Source organism: Streptomyces griseorubiginosus (assembly GCF_036345115.1).
Lineage (GTDB): Bacteria > Actinomycetota > Actinomycetes > Streptomycetales > Streptomycetaceae > Streptomyces > Streptomyces griseorubiginosus_C.
In genome coordinates, this window is record NZ_CP107766.1 from 7345862 (window position 1) to 7363046 (window position 17185).

At 69.9% G+C, this 17185-nt stretch carries 14 protein-coding genes and 1 pseudogene; 8 read left to right on the forward strand and 7 right to left on the reverse strand.

Annotated elements, in window-relative coordinates:
* Nucleotide 1: 1 nt before the first annotated feature.
* On the forward strand, nucleotides 2-736 hold the full coding sequence (locus OHN19_RS33170) for an SRPBCC domain-containing protein (RefSeq protein WP_330267727.1): 735 nt from the start codon (nucleotides 2-4) through the stop codon (nucleotides 734-736).
* A gap of 22 nt (nucleotides 737-758) precedes the next feature.
* Here the strand turns inward: OHN19_RS33170 and OHN19_RS33175 are convergent, their stop codons facing one another.
* Entirely contained in the window at nucleotides 759-2582 is a 1824-nt protein-coding gene (locus OHN19_RS33175; RefSeq protein ID WP_330267728.1) for an endonuclease/exonuclease/phosphatase family protein, read from the reverse strand.
* A 292-nt stretch (nucleotides 2583-2874) separates the two neighbouring features.
* On the opposite strand from OHN19_RS33175, the gene OHN19_RS33180 reads away from it, so the two are divergent.
* Both OHN19_RS33180 and OHN19_RS33185 read left to right on the forward strand, forming a co-directional pair.
* Complete coding sequence (locus OHN19_RS33180) at nucleotides 2875-4299, forward strand: hypothetical protein (protein WP_330267729.1); 1425 nt, start codon at nucleotides 2875-2877, stop codon at nucleotides 4297-4299.
* A gap of 246 nt (nucleotides 4300-4545) precedes the next feature.
* On the forward strand, nucleotides 4546-5991 hold the full coding sequence (locus OHN19_RS33185) for an alkaline phosphatase PhoX (RefSeq protein WP_330267730.1): 1446 nt from the start codon (nucleotides 4546-4548) through the stop codon (nucleotides 5989-5991).
* 845 nt (nucleotides 5992-6836) lie between these two features.
* On the opposite strand, the pseudogene OHN19_RS33190 reads toward OHN19_RS33185, so the two are convergent.
* Nucleotides 6837-7143, reverse strand: a pseudogene (locus OHN19_RS33190) (helix-turn-helix domain-containing protein); the annotation flags it as partial.
* 296 nt (nucleotides 7144-7439) lie between these two features.
* On the opposite strand from OHN19_RS33190, the gene OHN19_RS33195 reads away from it, so the two are divergent.
* The 5 genes from OHN19_RS33195 (at nucleotide 7440) to OHN19_RS33215 (ending at nucleotide 11531) form a co-directional block, all read left to right on the forward strand.
* A complete protein-coding gene (locus tag OHN19_RS33195) occupies nucleotides 7440-8087 on the forward strand; it encodes a GntR family transcriptional regulator (protein ID WP_330267731.1) in 648 nt (215 codons plus the stop codon).
* Between the two features lie 14 nt (nucleotides 8088-8101).
* Complete coding sequence (locus tag OHN19_RS33200) at nucleotides 8102-9127, forward strand: 1-aminocyclopropane-1-carboxylate deaminase (RefSeq protein WP_330267732.1); 1026 nt, start codon at nucleotides 8102-8104, stop codon at nucleotides 9125-9127.
* 78 nt (nucleotides 9128-9205) lie between these two features.
* A complete protein-coding gene (locus tag OHN19_RS33205) occupies nucleotides 9206-9721 on the forward strand; it encodes a DinB family protein (RefSeq protein ID WP_330267733.1) in 516 nt (171 codons plus the stop codon).
* 88 nt (nucleotides 9722-9809) lie between these two features.
* Nucleotides 9810-10850: a LacI family DNA-binding transcriptional regulator gene (locus OHN19_RS33210; RefSeq protein WP_330267734.1), complete on the forward strand. Its 1041-nt coding sequence runs from the start codon at nucleotides 9810-9812 to the stop codon at nucleotides 10848-10850.
* Between the two features lie 114 nt (nucleotides 10851-10964).
* The gene (locus OHN19_RS33215; protein ID WP_330267735.1) at nucleotides 10965-11531 is read left to right on the forward strand and encodes a helix-turn-helix domain-containing protein; all 567 of its coding nucleotides are present in this window, start codon (nucleotides 10965-10967) and stop codon (nucleotides 11529-11531) included.
* 139 nt (nucleotides 11532-11670) lie between these two features.
* Here OHN19_RS33215 and OHN19_RS33220 read toward each other — a convergent pair whose 3' ends face one another.
* From OHN19_RS33220 to OHN19_RS33240, 5 genes are all read right to left on the reverse strand, one after another.
* Nucleotides 11671-12915 carry a TerD family protein gene (locus tag OHN19_RS33220; RefSeq protein WP_330269767.1) on the reverse strand — a complete coding sequence of 415 codons (1245 nt, stop codon included), beginning with the start codon at nucleotides 12913-12915 and terminating at the stop codon, nucleotides 11671-11673.
* A gap of 70 nt (nucleotides 12916-12985) precedes the next feature.
* Nucleotides 12986-13975 (reverse strand): zinc-dependent alcohol dehydrogenase family protein, encoded by a 990-nt coding sequence (locus tag OHN19_RS33225; RefSeq protein WP_330267736.1) that lies wholly within the window; start codon nucleotides 13973-13975, stop codon nucleotides 12986-12988.
* Complete coding sequence (locus OHN19_RS33230) at nucleotides 13972-14814, reverse strand: carbohydrate ABC transporter permease (protein WP_330267737.1); 843 nt, start codon at nucleotides 14812-14814, stop codon at nucleotides 13972-13974. The genes OHN19_RS33225 and OHN19_RS33230 overlap by 4 nt, the downstream gene beginning before the upstream one ends.
* A complete protein-coding gene (locus OHN19_RS33235; RefSeq protein WP_330267738.1) occupies nucleotides 14811-15749 on the reverse strand; it encodes a sugar ABC transporter permease in 939 nt (312 codons plus the stop codon). The genes OHN19_RS33230 and OHN19_RS33235 overlap by 4 nt, the downstream gene beginning before the upstream one ends.
* A complete protein-coding gene (locus OHN19_RS33240) occupies nucleotides 15746-17116 on the reverse strand; it encodes a sugar ABC transporter substrate-binding protein (RefSeq protein WP_330267739.1) in 1371 nt (456 codons plus the stop codon). The genes OHN19_RS33235 and OHN19_RS33240 overlap by 4 nt, the downstream gene beginning before the upstream one ends.
* Nucleotides 17117-17185 lie beyond the last annotated feature (69 nt).

Here is a 17185-nt window from a genome sequence, read left to right on the forward strand (position 1 = left end):
CATGTCCAAAGAGTTCGAGATCGCCCGCGAGTTCGAGGTCGACGCCACCCCCGAGCAGGTCTGGGCGGCGATCACCACCGGGACCGACGGCTACCTGTGGCCCATGGAGCCGCCCGAGCCGCGTGCCGGGGGCAAGGGCCCCTTCGGGTCCACGGTCACCGCCTGGGACCCGCCGCACCGCTACACCAACCGCGTCGAGGACGTCGACGGCATCTCCGAGCAGACCCTCAACCAGCTCGACTACACCATCGAGCCGCGGGACGAGGGCCGCCGGGCCTGGGTGCGGTACGTGCACAGCGGGATCTTCGTCGACGACTGGGACAACCAGTACGACGGTGCCGCCAAGCACACCGACTTCTATCTGCACACCCTGCGCGAGTACCTGGTCCACTTCGCGCCGAGGCCGGCTGCCTTCGCGACCTTCGACGGACCCGAGGCGTCCAAGGCGCCGGACGCCCTCGCCGTCGTGGGGCGGGCACTCGGCGTCGGCGAGGACGTGACCGCGGGCACCCGGCTCACCGTCCACGGGCCCGACACCTTCGACGCCGTGGTCGACTTCCGCAACGAGTACTTCATCGGGCTGCGCACCGACCGCGGGCTCACCCGGATCTTCGGGCGCAACCACTGGGGCCACCCGGTCGGCGTCTCCCTGCACGACTTCGCCCCCGACTCCGACATCAAGGAGTGCGAGGGCGAGTGGCGGGGCTGGCTGAACGGGGTGTTCAACCAGCCCTGAACCAACCGGAGTTCACCGGGGCTTACGGCTCGAAGCGCAGCACCTGCGGGTCGTGGTCGCTGATCTGGTCGTTGAACTCCGAGTTGATGTGCACGCTGTCGTACTCGAAGTCGCAGGACCGCCGGATCGACGGGCTGACCAGGATCTGGTCCAGGACCTGCTGGTTGCCCTGGTAGTCGTAGGTGTAACGCTCGCTCTTCGGCAGCGACTTGATCGCCGACCAGAGCTCGCCGTCACCCTCCAGGATCTTCGCGGTGTCGGAGAACTCGAAGTCGTTGATGTCGCCGAGGGCGATGACGTCCGCGTTCTTCTGGGTGTCGAGGATGTCCTTGACGAACCCGTTCACCAGCGTGGCCTGCTGGTGGCGCTGGACCTCGGAGCTGCGCGGCACCGGCTGGGTCGCCGAGGTCAGCCCGTAGTCGCCGCCCTTGGAGTTGAAGTGGTTGGCGATCACGAAGACCGTGCGGCCACGGAAGACGAACTCGCCGACCAGCGGCTTGCGGCTGCTGTTCCACGCCGTGTTCGTCGGGTCGATACGGCCCGGGGAGGCCGTCAGCTGGGCCTTGCCGCGGACCTTGGTGACCCCGACCGCGGTGGTGGCGTCGCCACCCGCGCGGTCCGTGAAGGAGACCCGCTCCGGGTTGAACAGGAACACCTGGCGGATGTTGCCGCCCGGCTCGCCGCCGTCGGTGTCGTTGGTCGGGTCGATGGAGCGCCAGTCGTACTTCGGGCCACCTGCCGCCACGATCGCGTCGATCAGCTTGTTCACCGTCACGTCGGCGGCGGTGGTGCCGTCGTCCTTCGCGCCGTTGTTGTCCTGGATCTCCTCCAGGGACACGATGTCGGGCGACTTCAGGTTGTTCACGATCGCGGAGGCGTGCTCCTCGAAGGTGGCGTCGGACGGGTCGAGGTTCTCGACGTTGTACGTCGCGACCGCGAGCTCGCCCCGCGACTGCTTCCGCGTCGACTCGCGCTGGAGACCGGCGCTCTTGAGCGTGCCGAGCTCGCCCGCGACCAGGGTGTAGCCGCCGAACTGGTTGTAGTCCAGCGGGCCCGTGGTGGTGCCGGTGAGCACGTCACCGACGTTCGCGACCGGGAAGGCGGCGGTCGAGCCCAGCGACTGGATCTGGAGCCGGCCGGTGTTCTGGGAGTCGTAGGAGCCGTAGAGCGTGCCACCGCGCTTCGTGGCGTTCTCGCGCGGCTTCACCGTGACCCACAGCTCGGTGTACGGGTCGGTCGCGCCGACCACGCGGACGTCCTTGACCTGGACGTTCATGCCCTCCAGGGACTCGTAGAAGTCCAGGGCGTACTTCTTCGGCTGAAGCGTCAGACCGTTGATCGAGTTGCCGGCCGCGGCATCGCCGGCCGGGGCGTACGCGGCGGGCACCGACTTCGCGTCGACCACGGTCGCGGCCGGGACCGCGTTGCCGCTGGAGACGACCGTGACCGTCGGCTTGGTGATCTCGGTCAGCGACTGGTTGCCGGTCGAGGTGCCGCCCGGGACGTACTCCGAGACCGTGCCGGTGACCGTGACGGCGTCACCGACGGCGACCTTCGGCGTGGAGCTGGTGAAGACGAACACGCCCTCACTGGTCGCCGGGTTGTCATCGGGGTTCGGATCCTGGATCCAGAAACCTCTGGAGGAGCCGTAGGTGCGCACCCCGGTGACGATTCCGGCCACATCCGTGACCTTCTGACCGGCGTACGGGGATATCCGGGTCGCGCCCTGGATGTCATGGATGCTCACGGCCGCCGCGTGCGCGGGCGAGACCAGGACGACGGTGGAGGCCGCGGACAGGGCGGCGACGGTGAGCGCGGCGAGACGCGCGGACTTGTTGCTCGGCAACGGGATCCCTCCGGGGACGAACGTAGGCGCCGGGACGAGGGTGGACGTGGAACGGTGGGAGCCGCGACCTGTGGGGGCGGTTGCGACGCGCGTAGAGAACACCGTGCGCAAAAATACAGTGAACAGATGTCCGCCGGGTTTCTACGCGCGTCAATCTCCAGCCTGCTCAGGCCACTTGTCAAGGTTTCAGCCATGTACGCAACCTGTCCGGGAGATGAACCGGGCGGCATGGGTGGATATCCGTCTACGCTGAGCGGCTGAGTGGCACGACGCGTCCTAGGAGAACCAGCCGATGTCAGACAGCTCCCCCCTGCCGCCGGTGCGGCTGCACCCCGAAGCGGAGCTGGCGCGGGACGCCCTGTCCACGCCGCTGCTCACCCGGGCCGCCCGGCTCGCCCGCTGGGCCGGCGAGGACACCCGCGTCGACGCCGGTGGCGGACTCGTCGAGGAGCAGCTGCCCGCGGCGGCCGAGGCGCTCGGCCTCACCGGGGACGACGCGGCCGCGTACGCGAGCGAGGCCTGGCGGGTCGCCCTCGACACCGGCCTCGTGGAGATCACCGACGAGGACGAGGGCACCGTCACCGCGGGCGCCGACCTGGCCCTGCTCACCGGCTCCCCCCAGGACGTGCTCGGGGTGTGGCTGACCGCGCTGGAGACGGTGCTGGCCGACGCGAGTGTGCCCGACCTGGACGATCTGGTCGACGCCATGGACGAGGGCGGCGAGGTCGACTTCTCTGCCCTGGACTGGGACCCGCAGGCCGAGCAGGAGTTCCTGGACGGGGTGCTCGGCAACCTCTACCTGCTCACGGTCGGCGCGGACGGGCCGGGCGACGGCACCGTACCCCTGCCGGCTCTCGCCGCCTCGATGATCGTGCCGAGCGACATGGGCGAGCCCACCAACGACGTCCTGGAGCAGGTCTCCGACGCGATGATGCGGCTCGACGACCAGTTCCGGATCCTGGAGCCGGTCGGCCTGGTGGAGTACCAGCCCGTGGACGAGGCCCTGATGGCGGACGGCGACGAGGAACCCGCCGCCGTGGTCGACGAGACCGACGTCTCCCGCTACGGCATGGTCCGGCTGACCCCCCTCGGCCTGTACGGCCTGCGCTCACGGCTGCTGGAGGCGGGCATCGCGGCGCCGGCCGTCGGAGACCTCGCCGACAAGGGGGCCGACGCGCTGCTCGACGGCACCGCCGCCTTCCCTCCCCCGGCCGCGCAGGCCGAGACCGAGCAGTGGCTCGACCGACGTGAACCCCTCGCCGCGGCACGGGAGTTGCTGGGCGCGGCCCGCGGGAACGACGCGGGGGCACCACTGCGCCGGCTGCGGTGCCAGCAGGCCCTGTCGCTGGTCGGCCCGGTCGCGGAGCCGGCGCTGCGGGAGGTCCTCGACGACCCCGAGCTGGGCGGACTCGCCCGCGTCTGGCTGGTCGAGCGCGGGTTCGGGGACGTGCCCGCGCCCTCCCAGGACCTGGTGTTCTGGCTGACGGTCGACACGATCGCCGCGCAGCTGGCCGCGGAGGGCAACTCGGAGGAGCTCCAGGGACTGGTGGAGGGACTGGCCCAGCAGCACGGGGGGTTCTTCGCGGCGGCCTGGCGGGTGGATCATCCGGCCACGGCGGACGTGCTGGAGGCGATGGGGCGGCTGCATCCGGACAAGAAGGTGGCGAAGGAGGCGCGGAAGGCCGCGTTCAAGGCGCGGTCGCAGCAGGGTGGTTGATGCCGTTTGGCGGGTGCGGGTGCGGGTGCGGGTTTGCTGTGGCTGGTCGCGCCCGCGCGGCGGAGCCGCGTGTCGATACAGCCCGGCGCCCCTTAAAGGCATCCCCATGACCGTGTGTTGATTCATTCAAGCTGCTCCACTGAATCCTCTCGCTGTTCAACTTGCGTTCAGACATGGACGGGACCGTTGCGCCGAACCGAGGTCCCCCACCCTCCACGGCGTTCACCCACCGTCTCAGGAGACACCATGTCGCTCACCCGCAGGGACTTTGCCGCGAAATCCGCGCTCACCGGGGCCGGGGTCGCGCTGGCGGGCAGTGTCGGCGCCCTCGCCACCGCCCCCAACGCGCTCGCCGCCACCGACGTCGAGAGCGAGGGCGCGGAGACCGCAGGGGCCCACCACGGCGTCGGCTACGGCCCGCTGGTCCCCGACCCCGACGGCATCCTCGCGCTGCCCGCCGGGTTCACGTACAAGGTCATCACCTACAGCGGCAAGACCAAGCTGGAGTCGGGTGAGTTCACCCCGTCCAACCACGACGGCACGTCCACCTTCGACGGGCCGCGCGGCACCACCCTCCTCGTCAACAACCACGAGCTGGCCGGGCCCCGCGCCAACTGGCCGCACCCGGTGCCGCTCACCGAGGGCCTCGTCTACGACCCGGCCGCGGCCGGCGGCTGCACGGTCGTCGAGGTGCGCCCCGGTGGCAAGGTCGCCGAGTGGGTCGGCATCGCCGGCACCGCCACCAACTGCGCGGGCGGCAACACTCCTTGGGGCACCTGGCTCACCTGCGAGGAGACCGAGGACAAGGCCGGCACCAACGGCTTCACCAAGGACCACGGCTACGTCTTCGAGGTCGACCCCTCGGACCGCCGCGCCAACAGGAATCCCAAGCCCATCAAGGCACTGGGCCGTTACGCCCACGAGGCCGTCGTCGTCGACCCCAGGCGCGGGCACCTGTACCTCACCGAGGACGCCTCCAACCCCAACGGCCTGCTGTACCGCTGGACCCCGCCCGAGGGCTTCTGCCACGGCCACGGCAAGCTGCGCACCCTCGCCGAGAACGCGGGCATCCTCCAGGCCTTCAAGTGCTTCGACTCCGGCGGCAAGTTCGTCGACGACCTCTCCCGCGCCACGAAGATCGGCACGGTGTACGGCGTCGACTGGGTGGACGTGCCCGACCGCGACGCGAGGACCACCTCCGTGCGCAAGCAGTTCACGGCCGGCCAGGTCACCCGCGCCCGCAAGCTCGAGGGTATGTGGTGGGGCGACGGCGGCACCTACATCGTCTCCTCGTACGCCCGCACCGAGAGCCCCGTCCAGCACGACGGAGCGGTGTGGTTCTACGACCCCAAGCGCCGCACGCTGACCCTGAAGGTCCTCCTGGGTGTCAACCCCGACCCCTCGGTCGACGGCGCCTTCGACGGCCCCGACAACATCACCGTCTCCCCGTACGGCGGCCTCGTCATCGCCGAGGACGGCGAGGGCGTCCAGCACCTGTTCGGCGCCACGGAGAGCGGCCGCACCTACCCGATCGCCCGCAACGAACTGAACATCGGCACCGAGGAGGAGCCCGAGTACAGCGAGTTCACCGGCGTCACCTTCTCGCCCGACGGAAAGACGCTGTACGCCAACATCCAGACCCCGGGGATCATGCTGGCGATCACGGGGCCGTGGAAGCGCCAGCGCCGCTAGAACATGGGGTCACTCGTCCGGGTGGGCGTGTGCGAATCCGCCGATGGCTGAGTGAGTTGGACATACCTTGCATGCATGTCCAAGTCGTGCGAACAGTGCGGTACGCCGGTCAAAGAAAAGCGCAGGCGCTACTGCAGCAACCGTTGCAGCCTCCGGGGGACGGCACGACAGCGTGCTGAGTCACACCGAAAACCCAAGCCTCTGTGCCCTCAATGCGGACAGCCCATCCTGACCCGTGGTGCGGTTCATTGCGGTCGTACGTGTGCCAACGTGACGCGCCGGCAGGAGGCGGAGGCACGGCGTGGGAAGCCCACGCCGTGCCTCCGCTGCGGAACTACTGAGCGGCGCCCCCGGTCTGCTGGGCCTTACTGCTCCTGGGAGTGTTTCAACGACGACCGCTATCAGCGCACGGGCACATTCGCGCGTTGGTTGGCTGCGTGGCAGGCGGGCGAGGTCAGCGGCACGCGAGAAGACGGCAGGCCGGATTGGAGAGTGCGCCAGGGGCTCGTCCTCATCAGAGGGCAACGCTGTGAGAAATGTGGGTGGGCTGAAGTCAATCCGGTGTCCGGGCGCGTACCCCTGCATGTCGACCACATTGAAGGAGACCGGACAAGGAATCGCCCGGAGGACGTGCGCCTGCTATGTCCCAACTGTCATGCCCTGACACCGAATTACCAACACCTGAACAACCCACGCGTTCAACCGGTGCGTCAGAAGCAGAGTCGCCGGTATCAAGAGGTGTGGCTCGATACGCGCACAGTCAGGTCGTCTCCTAACCCGTAAGCGCGGCATTCTCCCGCCGAAGCCTGCTCTGATCCGTTCGCCTTGTCTCAATGTGGAGATGTGGCTATGGAGTGATCGCGGGTGGCCACCATGGTGCCGTCCACGATCAGCACGGTGTCCTTCGTGAACCGCTTGCGGGGCTGGAGGGCGAGCATCGGCCCGGGGTGATCGATGATCCGGTTTGCCGTGGATGTGGAAACCTCGAATAGCGGGGTCAGTTGGCGCATTGCCAGGTTCGTGCGCCAGTAGGTCGTGACCAGCAGTGCCCGGGTCTTCGAGTGCCAGGCTTCACGGTCGGCCCCATCGGACCTCTTCCGCGCCCCTGCTTCGCAGAATCATCACCAACTTCCCGAATTGCCGCGGGCTCAGCCCGGTGAGCGGAACTACAGCTCCTGATCCCGCCGGATCAGCTCCTCTGAGAGGCGCCCTCTTCCGCCCGGGAGTAGGTCTGTCGAGATGGCGCCGGGGCGCGGGGTTGCCTTCTGTTCGGCGGATTTGATGAATCTCCTCCGAGGGTCGGTGCAGCAGCCGGTTCCATTCCGGTTCTCTGTCCAACGCGTGCGTCTCTGTGGCAGGCGTGACCATGTGGCGCAGGCGCCGCCGTGGTGCGGATACTCGCGCTCACCCTTGTCTGTAGCTCCATCTGACATCTAACATTTCAGTTCATGAAGGCCATACGACCGCTCGCCCGCACCCTGCTGAGGGACCGGGCCTACGCATCCATCCGGGACGCCATCGTGGCCGGGGAGATCGAGCCCGGGCAGGTGGTGCGGGACGGTGAGCTCGCCGAGCGGCTCGGGCTGTCGCGGGCGCCGGTGCGGGAGGCCTTCGCGCGGCTCGTCGACGAGGGGCTGCTGGAGAGCAAGCCACAGAGCTACACCCGGGTGACCCAGGTCGACGCCGCCGAGGTGCGCGACGCCGCCGCCGTGGTCGGGGCCATGCACGAACTGGTCACCCGGGTCGCCGTGCCGCGCCTGTTCGCCGCCGACATCGAGACCATGCGCGCGGCCAACGCACGCTTCGCGGCCGCCGTCGCCGCCGGAGACGTGGACGAGGCCCTGCACGCCGACGACGACCTGCACGACGTCCTCGTCCGCGTCAGCGGCAACCGCGCGGCCGCCGCCACCGCCGCCCGCTACACCCCCCTCATCCGACGCCTCGAACGCCGCCGCTTCGGGGAGGGCGGCAACTGCCGGTCCGCCGGTCTGCACGACCGGCTGATCGAGGCCTGCGCGGCGGGCGACGTCGACGAGGCCGTCGACGTCACTGCGGAGATCTGGCGAGGGCTGGCCGAGCTCGCCGACAGCGACTGACCCTGGAGGACCCCATGGCACGCACGTCCCTTGCCTCGTACGACCGTTACCCCCTGCTCTTCGGACCGTCCCCCGTGCACCGGCTGGAGCGCCTCACCGCGCACCTCGGTGGCGCCGCGCTGTGGGCCAAGCGCGAGGACTGCAACTCCGGGATCGCGTACGGCGGCAACAAGACCCGCAAGCTGGAGTACCTGGTCGCCGACGCCCTCGCCCAGGGCTGCGACACCCTCGTCTCGATCGGCGGTGTCCAGTCCAACCACACCCGCCAGGTGGCCGCCGTCGCCGCCCGGGCCGGGCTCAAGTGCGTGCTCGTGCAGGAGAGTTGGGTGGACTGGCCGGACGCCGTGTACGACAAGGTCGGCAACATCCTGATCAGCCGGCTCGCCGGGGCCGACGTGCGGCTGGTGAAGGCCGGGTTCGGGATCGGGTTCAAGGAGAGCTGGGAACAGGCGCTCAGGGACGTCGAGGAGCGGGGCGGGAAGCCGTACGCCATCCCGGCCGGTGCCTCCGACCACCCGCTCGGCGGACTCGGCTTCGCCGCGTGGGCGTACGAAGTGGCCGACCAGGAGCGGGATCTGGGCGTCTTCTTCGACACGGTCGTGGTCTGCTCGGTGACCGGCTCCACCCAGGCGGGCATGGTCGCCGGGTTCCGCGCGCTGGAGGAGGCCGGCGGCCGCCCCCGCCGTGTCCTCGGCATCGACGCCTCCGCGAAGCCGGCCGCCACCCGGGAGCAGATCGCGCGGATCGCCCACAACACCGGGCAACTCATCGGCGTGGAGAAGGAGTTGACGGAGTCGGACGTAGAACTCGACGAGCGCTACCACGCCGGCGTCTACGGCATCCCCGACGACACCACCCTCGACGCGATGCGCCTCGCCGCCCGCACCGAGGGGATGGTCACCGACCCGGTCTACGAGGGCAAGTCGATGGCCGGGATGATCGACCTGGTGGAACGCGGGGAGATCGCCGCGGACTCCACTGTCCTCTACGCCCACCTCGGCGGGCAGCCGGCGCTGAACGGGTACAGCGCGCTGTTCTGACCGTTGCGGCCGGGGGGCGGCCCGCGTGGGTCGAAAAATCAGGCGCCGTCCGGGGGCCGGGCACCCTAACGTGCACGCATGTCATCTTCACTTGAGCGTCCCCCCTTCCAGGCCGACGAACGCACCGCGCTCGTCGGCTGGCTGGACCTGCAACGGCAGATCCTCAGATGGAAATGCGAGGGCCTGAGCGAGGCCGACGCCCACCGCTCCGTCATCCCGACCTCGCCGGCGATGACCATGGCCGGGCTCATCAGCCATATGCGGTGGGTCGAACACTCCTGGCTGGACGTGCTGTTCCTGGGCGGCGACAAGACGCAGAACCCGTCCTTGGCCGAGATGGGCGAGGACGCGGAATGGCGCACCGACGGCATCCCGCTGAAGCAACTGCTCGCGGACTACGAGGCCCAGTGCGCCCGGAGCAACGAGATCGTGGCCGAGGCCTCCCTGGACGACGTCGGCCGCCACCCCGACTACCGCTCCAGCGGCGCCAACCTCCGCTGGATGCTCATCCACCTCATCGAGGAGACCGGTCGGCACGCGGGGCACGCGGACATCGTGAGGGAGCTGCTCGACGGGGCGAAGGGGTACTACTAGTCCTCTTCAGCGGGGGTCGCGGATGTGCGGGGGTCGGCAGATCCTTCCCCCGAGCGAGTTCCCGTGATGGCTGGATACAGTGCACGCCATGTGGACCGACGAGCAGCAGCGGGAGCCGGGTGCCCATGTGTCGGCGGGGGCCCGTCGCCGGGCCACGATCCACGACGTCGCGGAGTTGGCGGGGGTGTCCCGGCAGACGGTCTCGCGGGCCGTCAACGACAAGGGGGAGATCGATCCGGACACCAAGGCGCGGGTGCTGGAGGCCGCGCGGATGCTGGACTACCGGCCGAGCCGGTTCGCGCGCGGGCTGGTGCGGAAGGGGACCGTCACCGCGGGGCTGGTCGTCCCGGACCTGATGAACCCGTTCTTTCCCGAGGTCGCCGCCGGGGTCCTCGAGGCCGCCGAGGCGCGCGGCTGGCAGGTCGTGGTGTGGGACACCCGCACCGACGGCACCAAGGAGCGCGAGGCGCTCGACGTGCTCTCCCACCAGGCGGACGCGGTGGTGGGCTACTTCACGAACGACGACGAGGTCCTCGCCCGGCACCTCGGCGGCATGCCCCTCGTCCTGCTGGAACGCGGCCCGCAGCAGACCCGGTTCGCCGCCGTCGGCATCGACGCCGCCGCCGGTCTCGAACAGGGCATCGCTCACCTGGTCCGGGCCGGGCACCGGAGGATCGGCATGCTGGACGGCGACCGGTTCACCCCCGGCCCGCGCCGGGAGGCCTTCCTGGCCGAAGTCCGGCGGCACGGGCTGCCGGTCGACGACAGCTGGATCGCGATGTCCGCCGAGCACAGCGTCGCAGGAGGCGAGGCGGCCATGGAGCAACTCCTCGACGCACGGCCCGAGTTGACGGCCGTGTTCGGCTTCAACGACCTCATCGCCGTCGGTGCGATGCGGGCCGCCCGGCGCCGGGGCCGGCGCGTGCCCGAGGACCTGGCCGTGCTGGGCTTCGACGGACTCTCCCTGAGCGAGCTCGTGGAGCCCGCCCTCACCACCCTCCACCTCGACAAGCGCCGGCTGGGACGGCTGGCCGTCGAGCAGGTCGCACGGCTGCGGGCGGGCGAGGAGCCGCTGACCGGCGCGGACGCATGGGTGGTGCCCGAACTGGTCGTGCGCGCCTCGGCCTGAGACGTCCGGTGTCCCGACCGGCGCCGGCGCACCGTGGACGCGATAGGCCGAGACAGTCCCGTTTGACCTTCGATAACATGCGGAGAGAGTCTCCGGTTCGCGAGGAGTATCTGGATGACGCAGGTCAGGCCCATGCGCGCGGACGCTCGGCGCAACTACGAGCGGTTGCTGAAGGTGGCCGCCGAGGCGTTCGCCGAGCATGGGGAGGGCGCGTCCCTCGACGACATCGCCAAGCGGGCGGGGGTCGGGTCGGGGACGCTCTACCGGCACTTCCCGACGCGGCAGGCCCTGCTGGAGGCGGCGTACGTGGACCGCGTCGAGGGGTTCGCCCGGCGTGCTGACGAGCTCGCGGCGGAGCTGCCGCCCGGCGAGGCGCTGACGGAGTGGCTGTACGAGCTGTGCGTCGGGACGATCCAGGTGCGGGGGCTGGGCGCGCTGCTGGGGTCTGCGATGACGGACGGGAGGGGTGTCACGCCTACGGTGTGCGGGACGCATGTGCGGGGGGCGGCGGAGCGGTTGGTGTCGGCGGCGCGGGAGGTAGGGGCGCTGCGGGGGGATGTGGAGCCGGTGGAGTTGCTTCGGCTGGCCCATGGGGTGGCGGGGGCGGCGGAGTTGGCCGACGGGAGTGGGGTGGCTGTTCGGCGGTATCTGACGCTGCTGACGGAGGGGTTGCGGGGGTAGGCGCCCAAGGGGGTGCCTCGCTGGGTTGTGTGGCGGGTGCGGGTGCGTTGTGGCTGGTCGCGCAGTTCCCCGCGCCCCTGGGTGGGTACAGCCAGGCTTGCCTTGACTGCACCCACCGGCCCGCGGTCGGACAGCTGCCTCAGAGCGCCTGGGCCGCCGGCTTGACCATGCCCCTCACCGTGCGGGACTTCACGAAGTCGCCCATCGCCGTCATCTCCCACTCGCCGGAGAACTGCTTGATCAGCTTGGCCATCATCACGCCGGTCTGCGCCTCCGCGTTCGTGAGGTCGAAGCGGACCAGTTCCTCGCCGCTCGCCGCGTCGATGAGGCGGCAGTACGCCTTGGCGACCTCGGTGAACTTCTGGCCGGAGAAGGAGTTGACGGTGAAGACCAGGCCGGTGACCTCCTGGGGGAGCCGGCCGAGGTCCACGACGATCACCTCGTCGTCGCCGCCCCCCTCACCCGTGAGGTTGTCACCGGAGTGCTTGATCGCGCCGCCGACGATGGACAGCTTGCCGAAGTAGCAGCTGTCGATGTGGTTGCGCTGCGGACCGTAGGCGATGACCGACGCGTCGAGGTCGATGTCCTTGCCCCGGTACGCCGGCTCCCAGCCGAGACCCATCTTGACCTGGGAGAGGAGCGGACGGCCGCCCTTGACCAGGGACACGGTCTGGTTCTTCTGGAGGCTGACCCGCCCCTTGTCGAGGTTGATCTTCCCGGACCCCGGCGCGGGGGCGGGCGGGGCCGGGGGCGCGGCGGGCGCCGGCGGAGGGGTGAGCCGCGGGTCCATGGCCGGGCCGGGCGGCGCCACCGGGGTCTGCACGGTCGGCGCGGGCGGCGGAGCCACCGGCTGCGGCGGGGCCACCGGAGCGGGAGCGGCCGCCGGAGCCGGCTCCTCCACCGTCACCCCGAAGTCCGTCGCGATGCCCGCCAGCCCGTTGGCGTACCCCTGCCCGACCGCCCGGGCCTTCCAGGCGCCGTTACGCAGATAGATCTCCACGACGACCAGCGCCGTCTCGGTGCCGAGCTGCGGGGGCGTGAAGGTGGCCAGCACGGACGCGTCGTCCGCGTTGCGGATCGTGGCCGTCGGCTCGATGCCCTGGAAGGTCTGGCCCGCCGCGTCCGGGCTCGCGGTGACGACGATCTTCTCGATGCCGGGCGGCACGGCCGCCGTGTCGACGGTGATCGCGTCGGGGGAGGTGCCGCCGCCCGAGCGGTAGGTCACCCCCGGCCCGGACGGCTGGTTGTAGAAGATGAAGTCGTCGTCGGAGCGCACCTTGCCGTCGGCGGTGAGCAGCAGGCCCGACACGTCGAGCCGCACCGGTGCGGAGACGTCCACCGTCACACGGGTGACGGGGAGGGGGATGTTCGAGCCCGGGGTCATAGCTGTCATGCCCGGTGAACGAGCGACGGCGCTTTACCGTTCCCTTAATCTTCCACGGCACCCCACCGGCCTACGGCACCACCACGATCTTCCGGCCCACCCCCGCCGCGAACTGCTCCAGCGCCTCGGGATAGCGGTCCAGCGGCACGCGGTCGCTGATGAAGACGTCCGGGTCCAGGACCCCCGTCGCGAACAGCTCCGCCGCCCGCTCGAAGCTGTGCAGGACCGCCATGGAGCCGGTGATGGTGATCTCCTGGTTGTAGATGCGGTACGGGTCGATCGTCACGCGGGTCGCGTAGTCGGCCACCCCGAACTGGAGGAAGGTGCCCGCCTTGGCGACGCGGTCCAGGCCGTCCTGGATCGCCGCCGCGTTGCCGGTCGCGTCGATCACCAGGTCCCAGCCCTGCGGGCGGTCCAGTTCGTCGGGATCGGCGGCGGCCGCCGAGACGCCGAGCCCCCGGGCCGTCTCCAAGCGGGTCGGGTTGACGTCCACCACGTCCACGCTCGCCGCGCCGGTCCGTTTGGCCAGCTCCAGCATCATCAGGCCCATCGTCCCCGAGCCGTAGATCAGGACATGCGCGCCGAGGCGGGACCGCAGGACGTCGTAACCCCGGACCGCGCAGGAGAGCGGCTCCACCAGCGCCGCGTCCTGGGTGCGGACGTGCTCGGGCAGCCGTACGCAATTGGCGACCGGCGCGACCGCGTACCGCGCCGCACCTCCCGCGGTGGTCACGCCGATCGCGGCCCAGCGTTCGCAGAGGTTGTTGTGGCCCGTACGGCAGTACCGGCACTCGTGGCAGTACAGGGACGGGTCGACGGCCACCCGGTCGCCGACCGCGAGCTCGGTGACCCGGGTGCCGACCCCGACCACCTCGCCCGCGAACTCGTGGCCCGGCACGATCGGCAGCTTCGGGGCGAACTCGCCCTGGAGGATGTGCAGGTCGGTGCCGCACAGGCCGCACGCGGCGACCTCGACGACGACCTCGCGCGGGCCCGGCGTCGGGTCCGGGACCTCGGCGACGACGGCACGGCCCACGGACTCGATGACGGCGGCCTTCATTTCACGGCTCCCAGCGACAGGCCCTGGACCAGCTTGTCCTGGGCGGCGAACCCCGCGGCGAGCACCGGCAGGGAGATGACGAGCGACGCGGCGCACACCTTCGCCAGGAACAGGCCCTGGCTGGTGATGAAGCCGGTCAGGAAGACGGGGGCGGTCTCGGCGACCACGCCGGTGAGCACCCGCGCGAAGAGCAGTTCGTTCCAGCTGAAGATGAAGCAGATCAGGGCCGTGGCGGCGATGCCGGGCAGCGCGATCGGGGCCACCACGCGCGCGAGGATCGTCGGGAGGCGGGCGCCGTCCACGCGCGCGGCCTCGATCACCGCCACCGGGACCTCGGCGAGGAAGGACTGCATCATCCAGACCGCGATCGGCAGGTTCATCGACGTGTAGAGGATGACCAGCAGCCAGATGTTGTCGAGCATGTCGGTGTTCTTCGCGAACAGGTAGATCGGGAGCAGGCCCGCCACCACCGGCAGCATCTTCGTCGACAGGAAGAAGAACAGGACGTCCGTCCACTTGCGGACCCGGCGGATGGACAGCGCGTACGCCGCCGGGAGCGCCAGGAGCAGGACGAACAGGGTGGACGCCAGGGACGCGACCGTCGAGTTGATCAGCGCGGGCCAGGGGCTCGCGCCGCCGCCCGTGCCGAAGAACTCGCGGTAGCCGTCCAGGGTGAGGGCGGCGCCGAAGGAGGGCGGGTTGGTGGCCGCGTCCGCCTCCGAGTGGAAGGACGTCAGGGCCATCCAGGCGATGGGCAGGAAGAACGCGATGCCCAGCAGCCAGGCCAGCAGGCCGAGGCCGACTCCCTTGCGTTTCACGGCGATGGTGTTGCTGCTCATGCCCGGCCCGCCTCCTCACGGAACAGGGACGACACCACGCGCAGGGCGAAGGTCGCGATGATGATCGAGCCGATGACGACCAGGACGCCGGCCGCCGAGGCGAGACCGTTCTCGTGGGCCTGGTAGAAGCTCTGGTAGACGGTGTAGGGGAGGTTGGCGGTCCCGAGGCCGCCGGACGTGATCGTGAAGACCGCGTCGAAGTTCTGGACGATGTAGATCGAGCCCAGCAGGGCGCCGAGCTCCAGGTAGCGGCGCAGGTGCGGGAGCGTCAGATAGCGGAAGATCTGCCAGTCGCTCGCGCCGTCCACCCGGGCGGCCTCCAGCTGCTGCTGGTCGCGGCTCTGGAGGCCGGCCAGCAGGATGAGCATCATGAACGGGGTCCACTGCCAGACCAGGGAGGCCTCGACCGCGAGCAGCGGGGTGTTGGAGATCCAGTCCGGCTGTGGGCCGCCCACATAGTGCAACAGCCCATTGAACAAGCCGTATTCAGGGTTGTAGAGCACATGCTTCCAGAGCAGGGCGGCTGCCACCGGGACCACCAGGAAGGGGGCGATCAGCAGGGTGCGGACCACGCCCCGGCCCTTGAACCGACGGTCCAGGAGCAGCGCCAGCACCAGCCCCAGCACCAGGCTGACCAGTACCACCGTCACCGTCAGCAGGACGGTCGTCCACACCGAGTGGCGCAGGTCCGCGTCGGTGAGGACCTCCTGGTAGTTGTCGACGCCGGTGAAGTGACGGGCCTTGGGATAGAGGGAGTTCCAGTCGAAGAAGGAGATCACCACCGTGGCCACGAACGGCAGCTGGGTGACCACGATCATGAAGACCAGGGCGGGGAGCAGGGGGGCCCGGGTGGCCCAGGCGCGCAGCCGGTTGGAGGGCTGGGGCGCGGTGCGTACGGTCGGGGCGGCCAGTGGGGCCGTGGTGGTCGCGGTCATCGTCCCTCGTACTCCTCGGAGATCTTCTCGGCGAGCTGCTGGGACTTCCTCAGGGCCGACTCGACGGACTGGCGTCCGGCGATGGCCGCGCTGATCTCCTGGGAGACCCGGGTGCCGAGGTCGGTGAACTCGGGGATGCCGACGAACTGGATGCCGGGCGCGGGACGCGGCTGCACCCCGGGGTCGTCCGGCCGCGCCTGCTCGATGGCCTCCTTGGTCATCTCCTGGAAGGCGGCCGCCGACTTGCGGTACGCCGGGTTCGTGTACGTCGAAGCGCGCTTGCCCGCCGGGACGTTGGACCAGCCGATCTCGTCGCCGACCAGCTGCTCGTACTGCTTGCTGGACGCCCAGGAGACGAACTTCCAGGCGTTGTCGGGGTTGCGGGAGGCGTTCTGGATGCCCCAGGCCCAGGTGTAGAGCCAGCCGGAGGACTCGGTCTGCTCGACGGGGGCGGGGGCGTAGCCGAGCTTGCCCCTGACCGGGGAGTCGGCCGCCTCCAGCAGACCGGCGGCGCTGGTGGCGTCGTACCACATGGCGACCTTGCCCTGGGTCATGTTGTTGAGGCACTCGGCGAAGCCGGACTGGGCGGCGCCGGACTCGCCGTGCTCGCGTACCAGGTCGACGTAGAACTTCGTCGCCTTCTCGAAGGCGGGGGAGTCCAGTTGTGCCTTCCAGCTCTTGTCGAACCAGGTGCCGCCGAAGGTGTTCACGACCGTGGTGAGTGGGGCCATGACCTCGCCCCAGCCGGGCAGTCCGCGCAGACAGATGCCCTTCATGCCGGACTCGGCCCCGTCCACCTTGGCGGCCAGGTCGGCGACCTGGGTCCAGGTGGGATGGGCCGGCATGGTCAGGCCCTCCTTCGCGAAGACGTCCTTGCGGTACATCAGGAAGGACGACTCGCCGTAGAAGGGCTGGCCGTAGAGCTTGCCGTCGTCGCCGGTCAGCGACTGGCGCATCGGCTTCAGGACGTCCTGTTCGTCGTACGACGGGTCCTTTGCGACGTACGAGTCCATCTCGTGCAGCCAGCCGTTGCGGGCGTAGATGGGGATCTCGTAGTTGGACAGGGTCGCCACGTCGTACTGGCCGGCCTGGTTGGCGAAGTCCTGGCTGATCTTGTCGCGGACGTCGTTCTCGGGCAGGACGGTGAAGTTGACCTTGATGCCGGTCTCCTCGGTGAAGCGCGGGGCGAGCTTCTGGAGTTCCGTCATCTGGGAGTTGTTGACCATCAGGACGTTGACGGAGTTGCCGCCCGACCCCGTCCCGCCCGCTCCGACCCAGCAGCCGGAGAGCAGCGGGGCGAGCAGCGTCCCTGCGGCGGCCAGGGCGAGCGTGGCTCGCGGTGGCCGTCGTCGGCTCTGGGTTCGCATGGATCGCTCCTGGACATAGAGGGATATAAGGGGCACCACTTGGCGTGAGTGGCCCCATGAAGCAGTCAG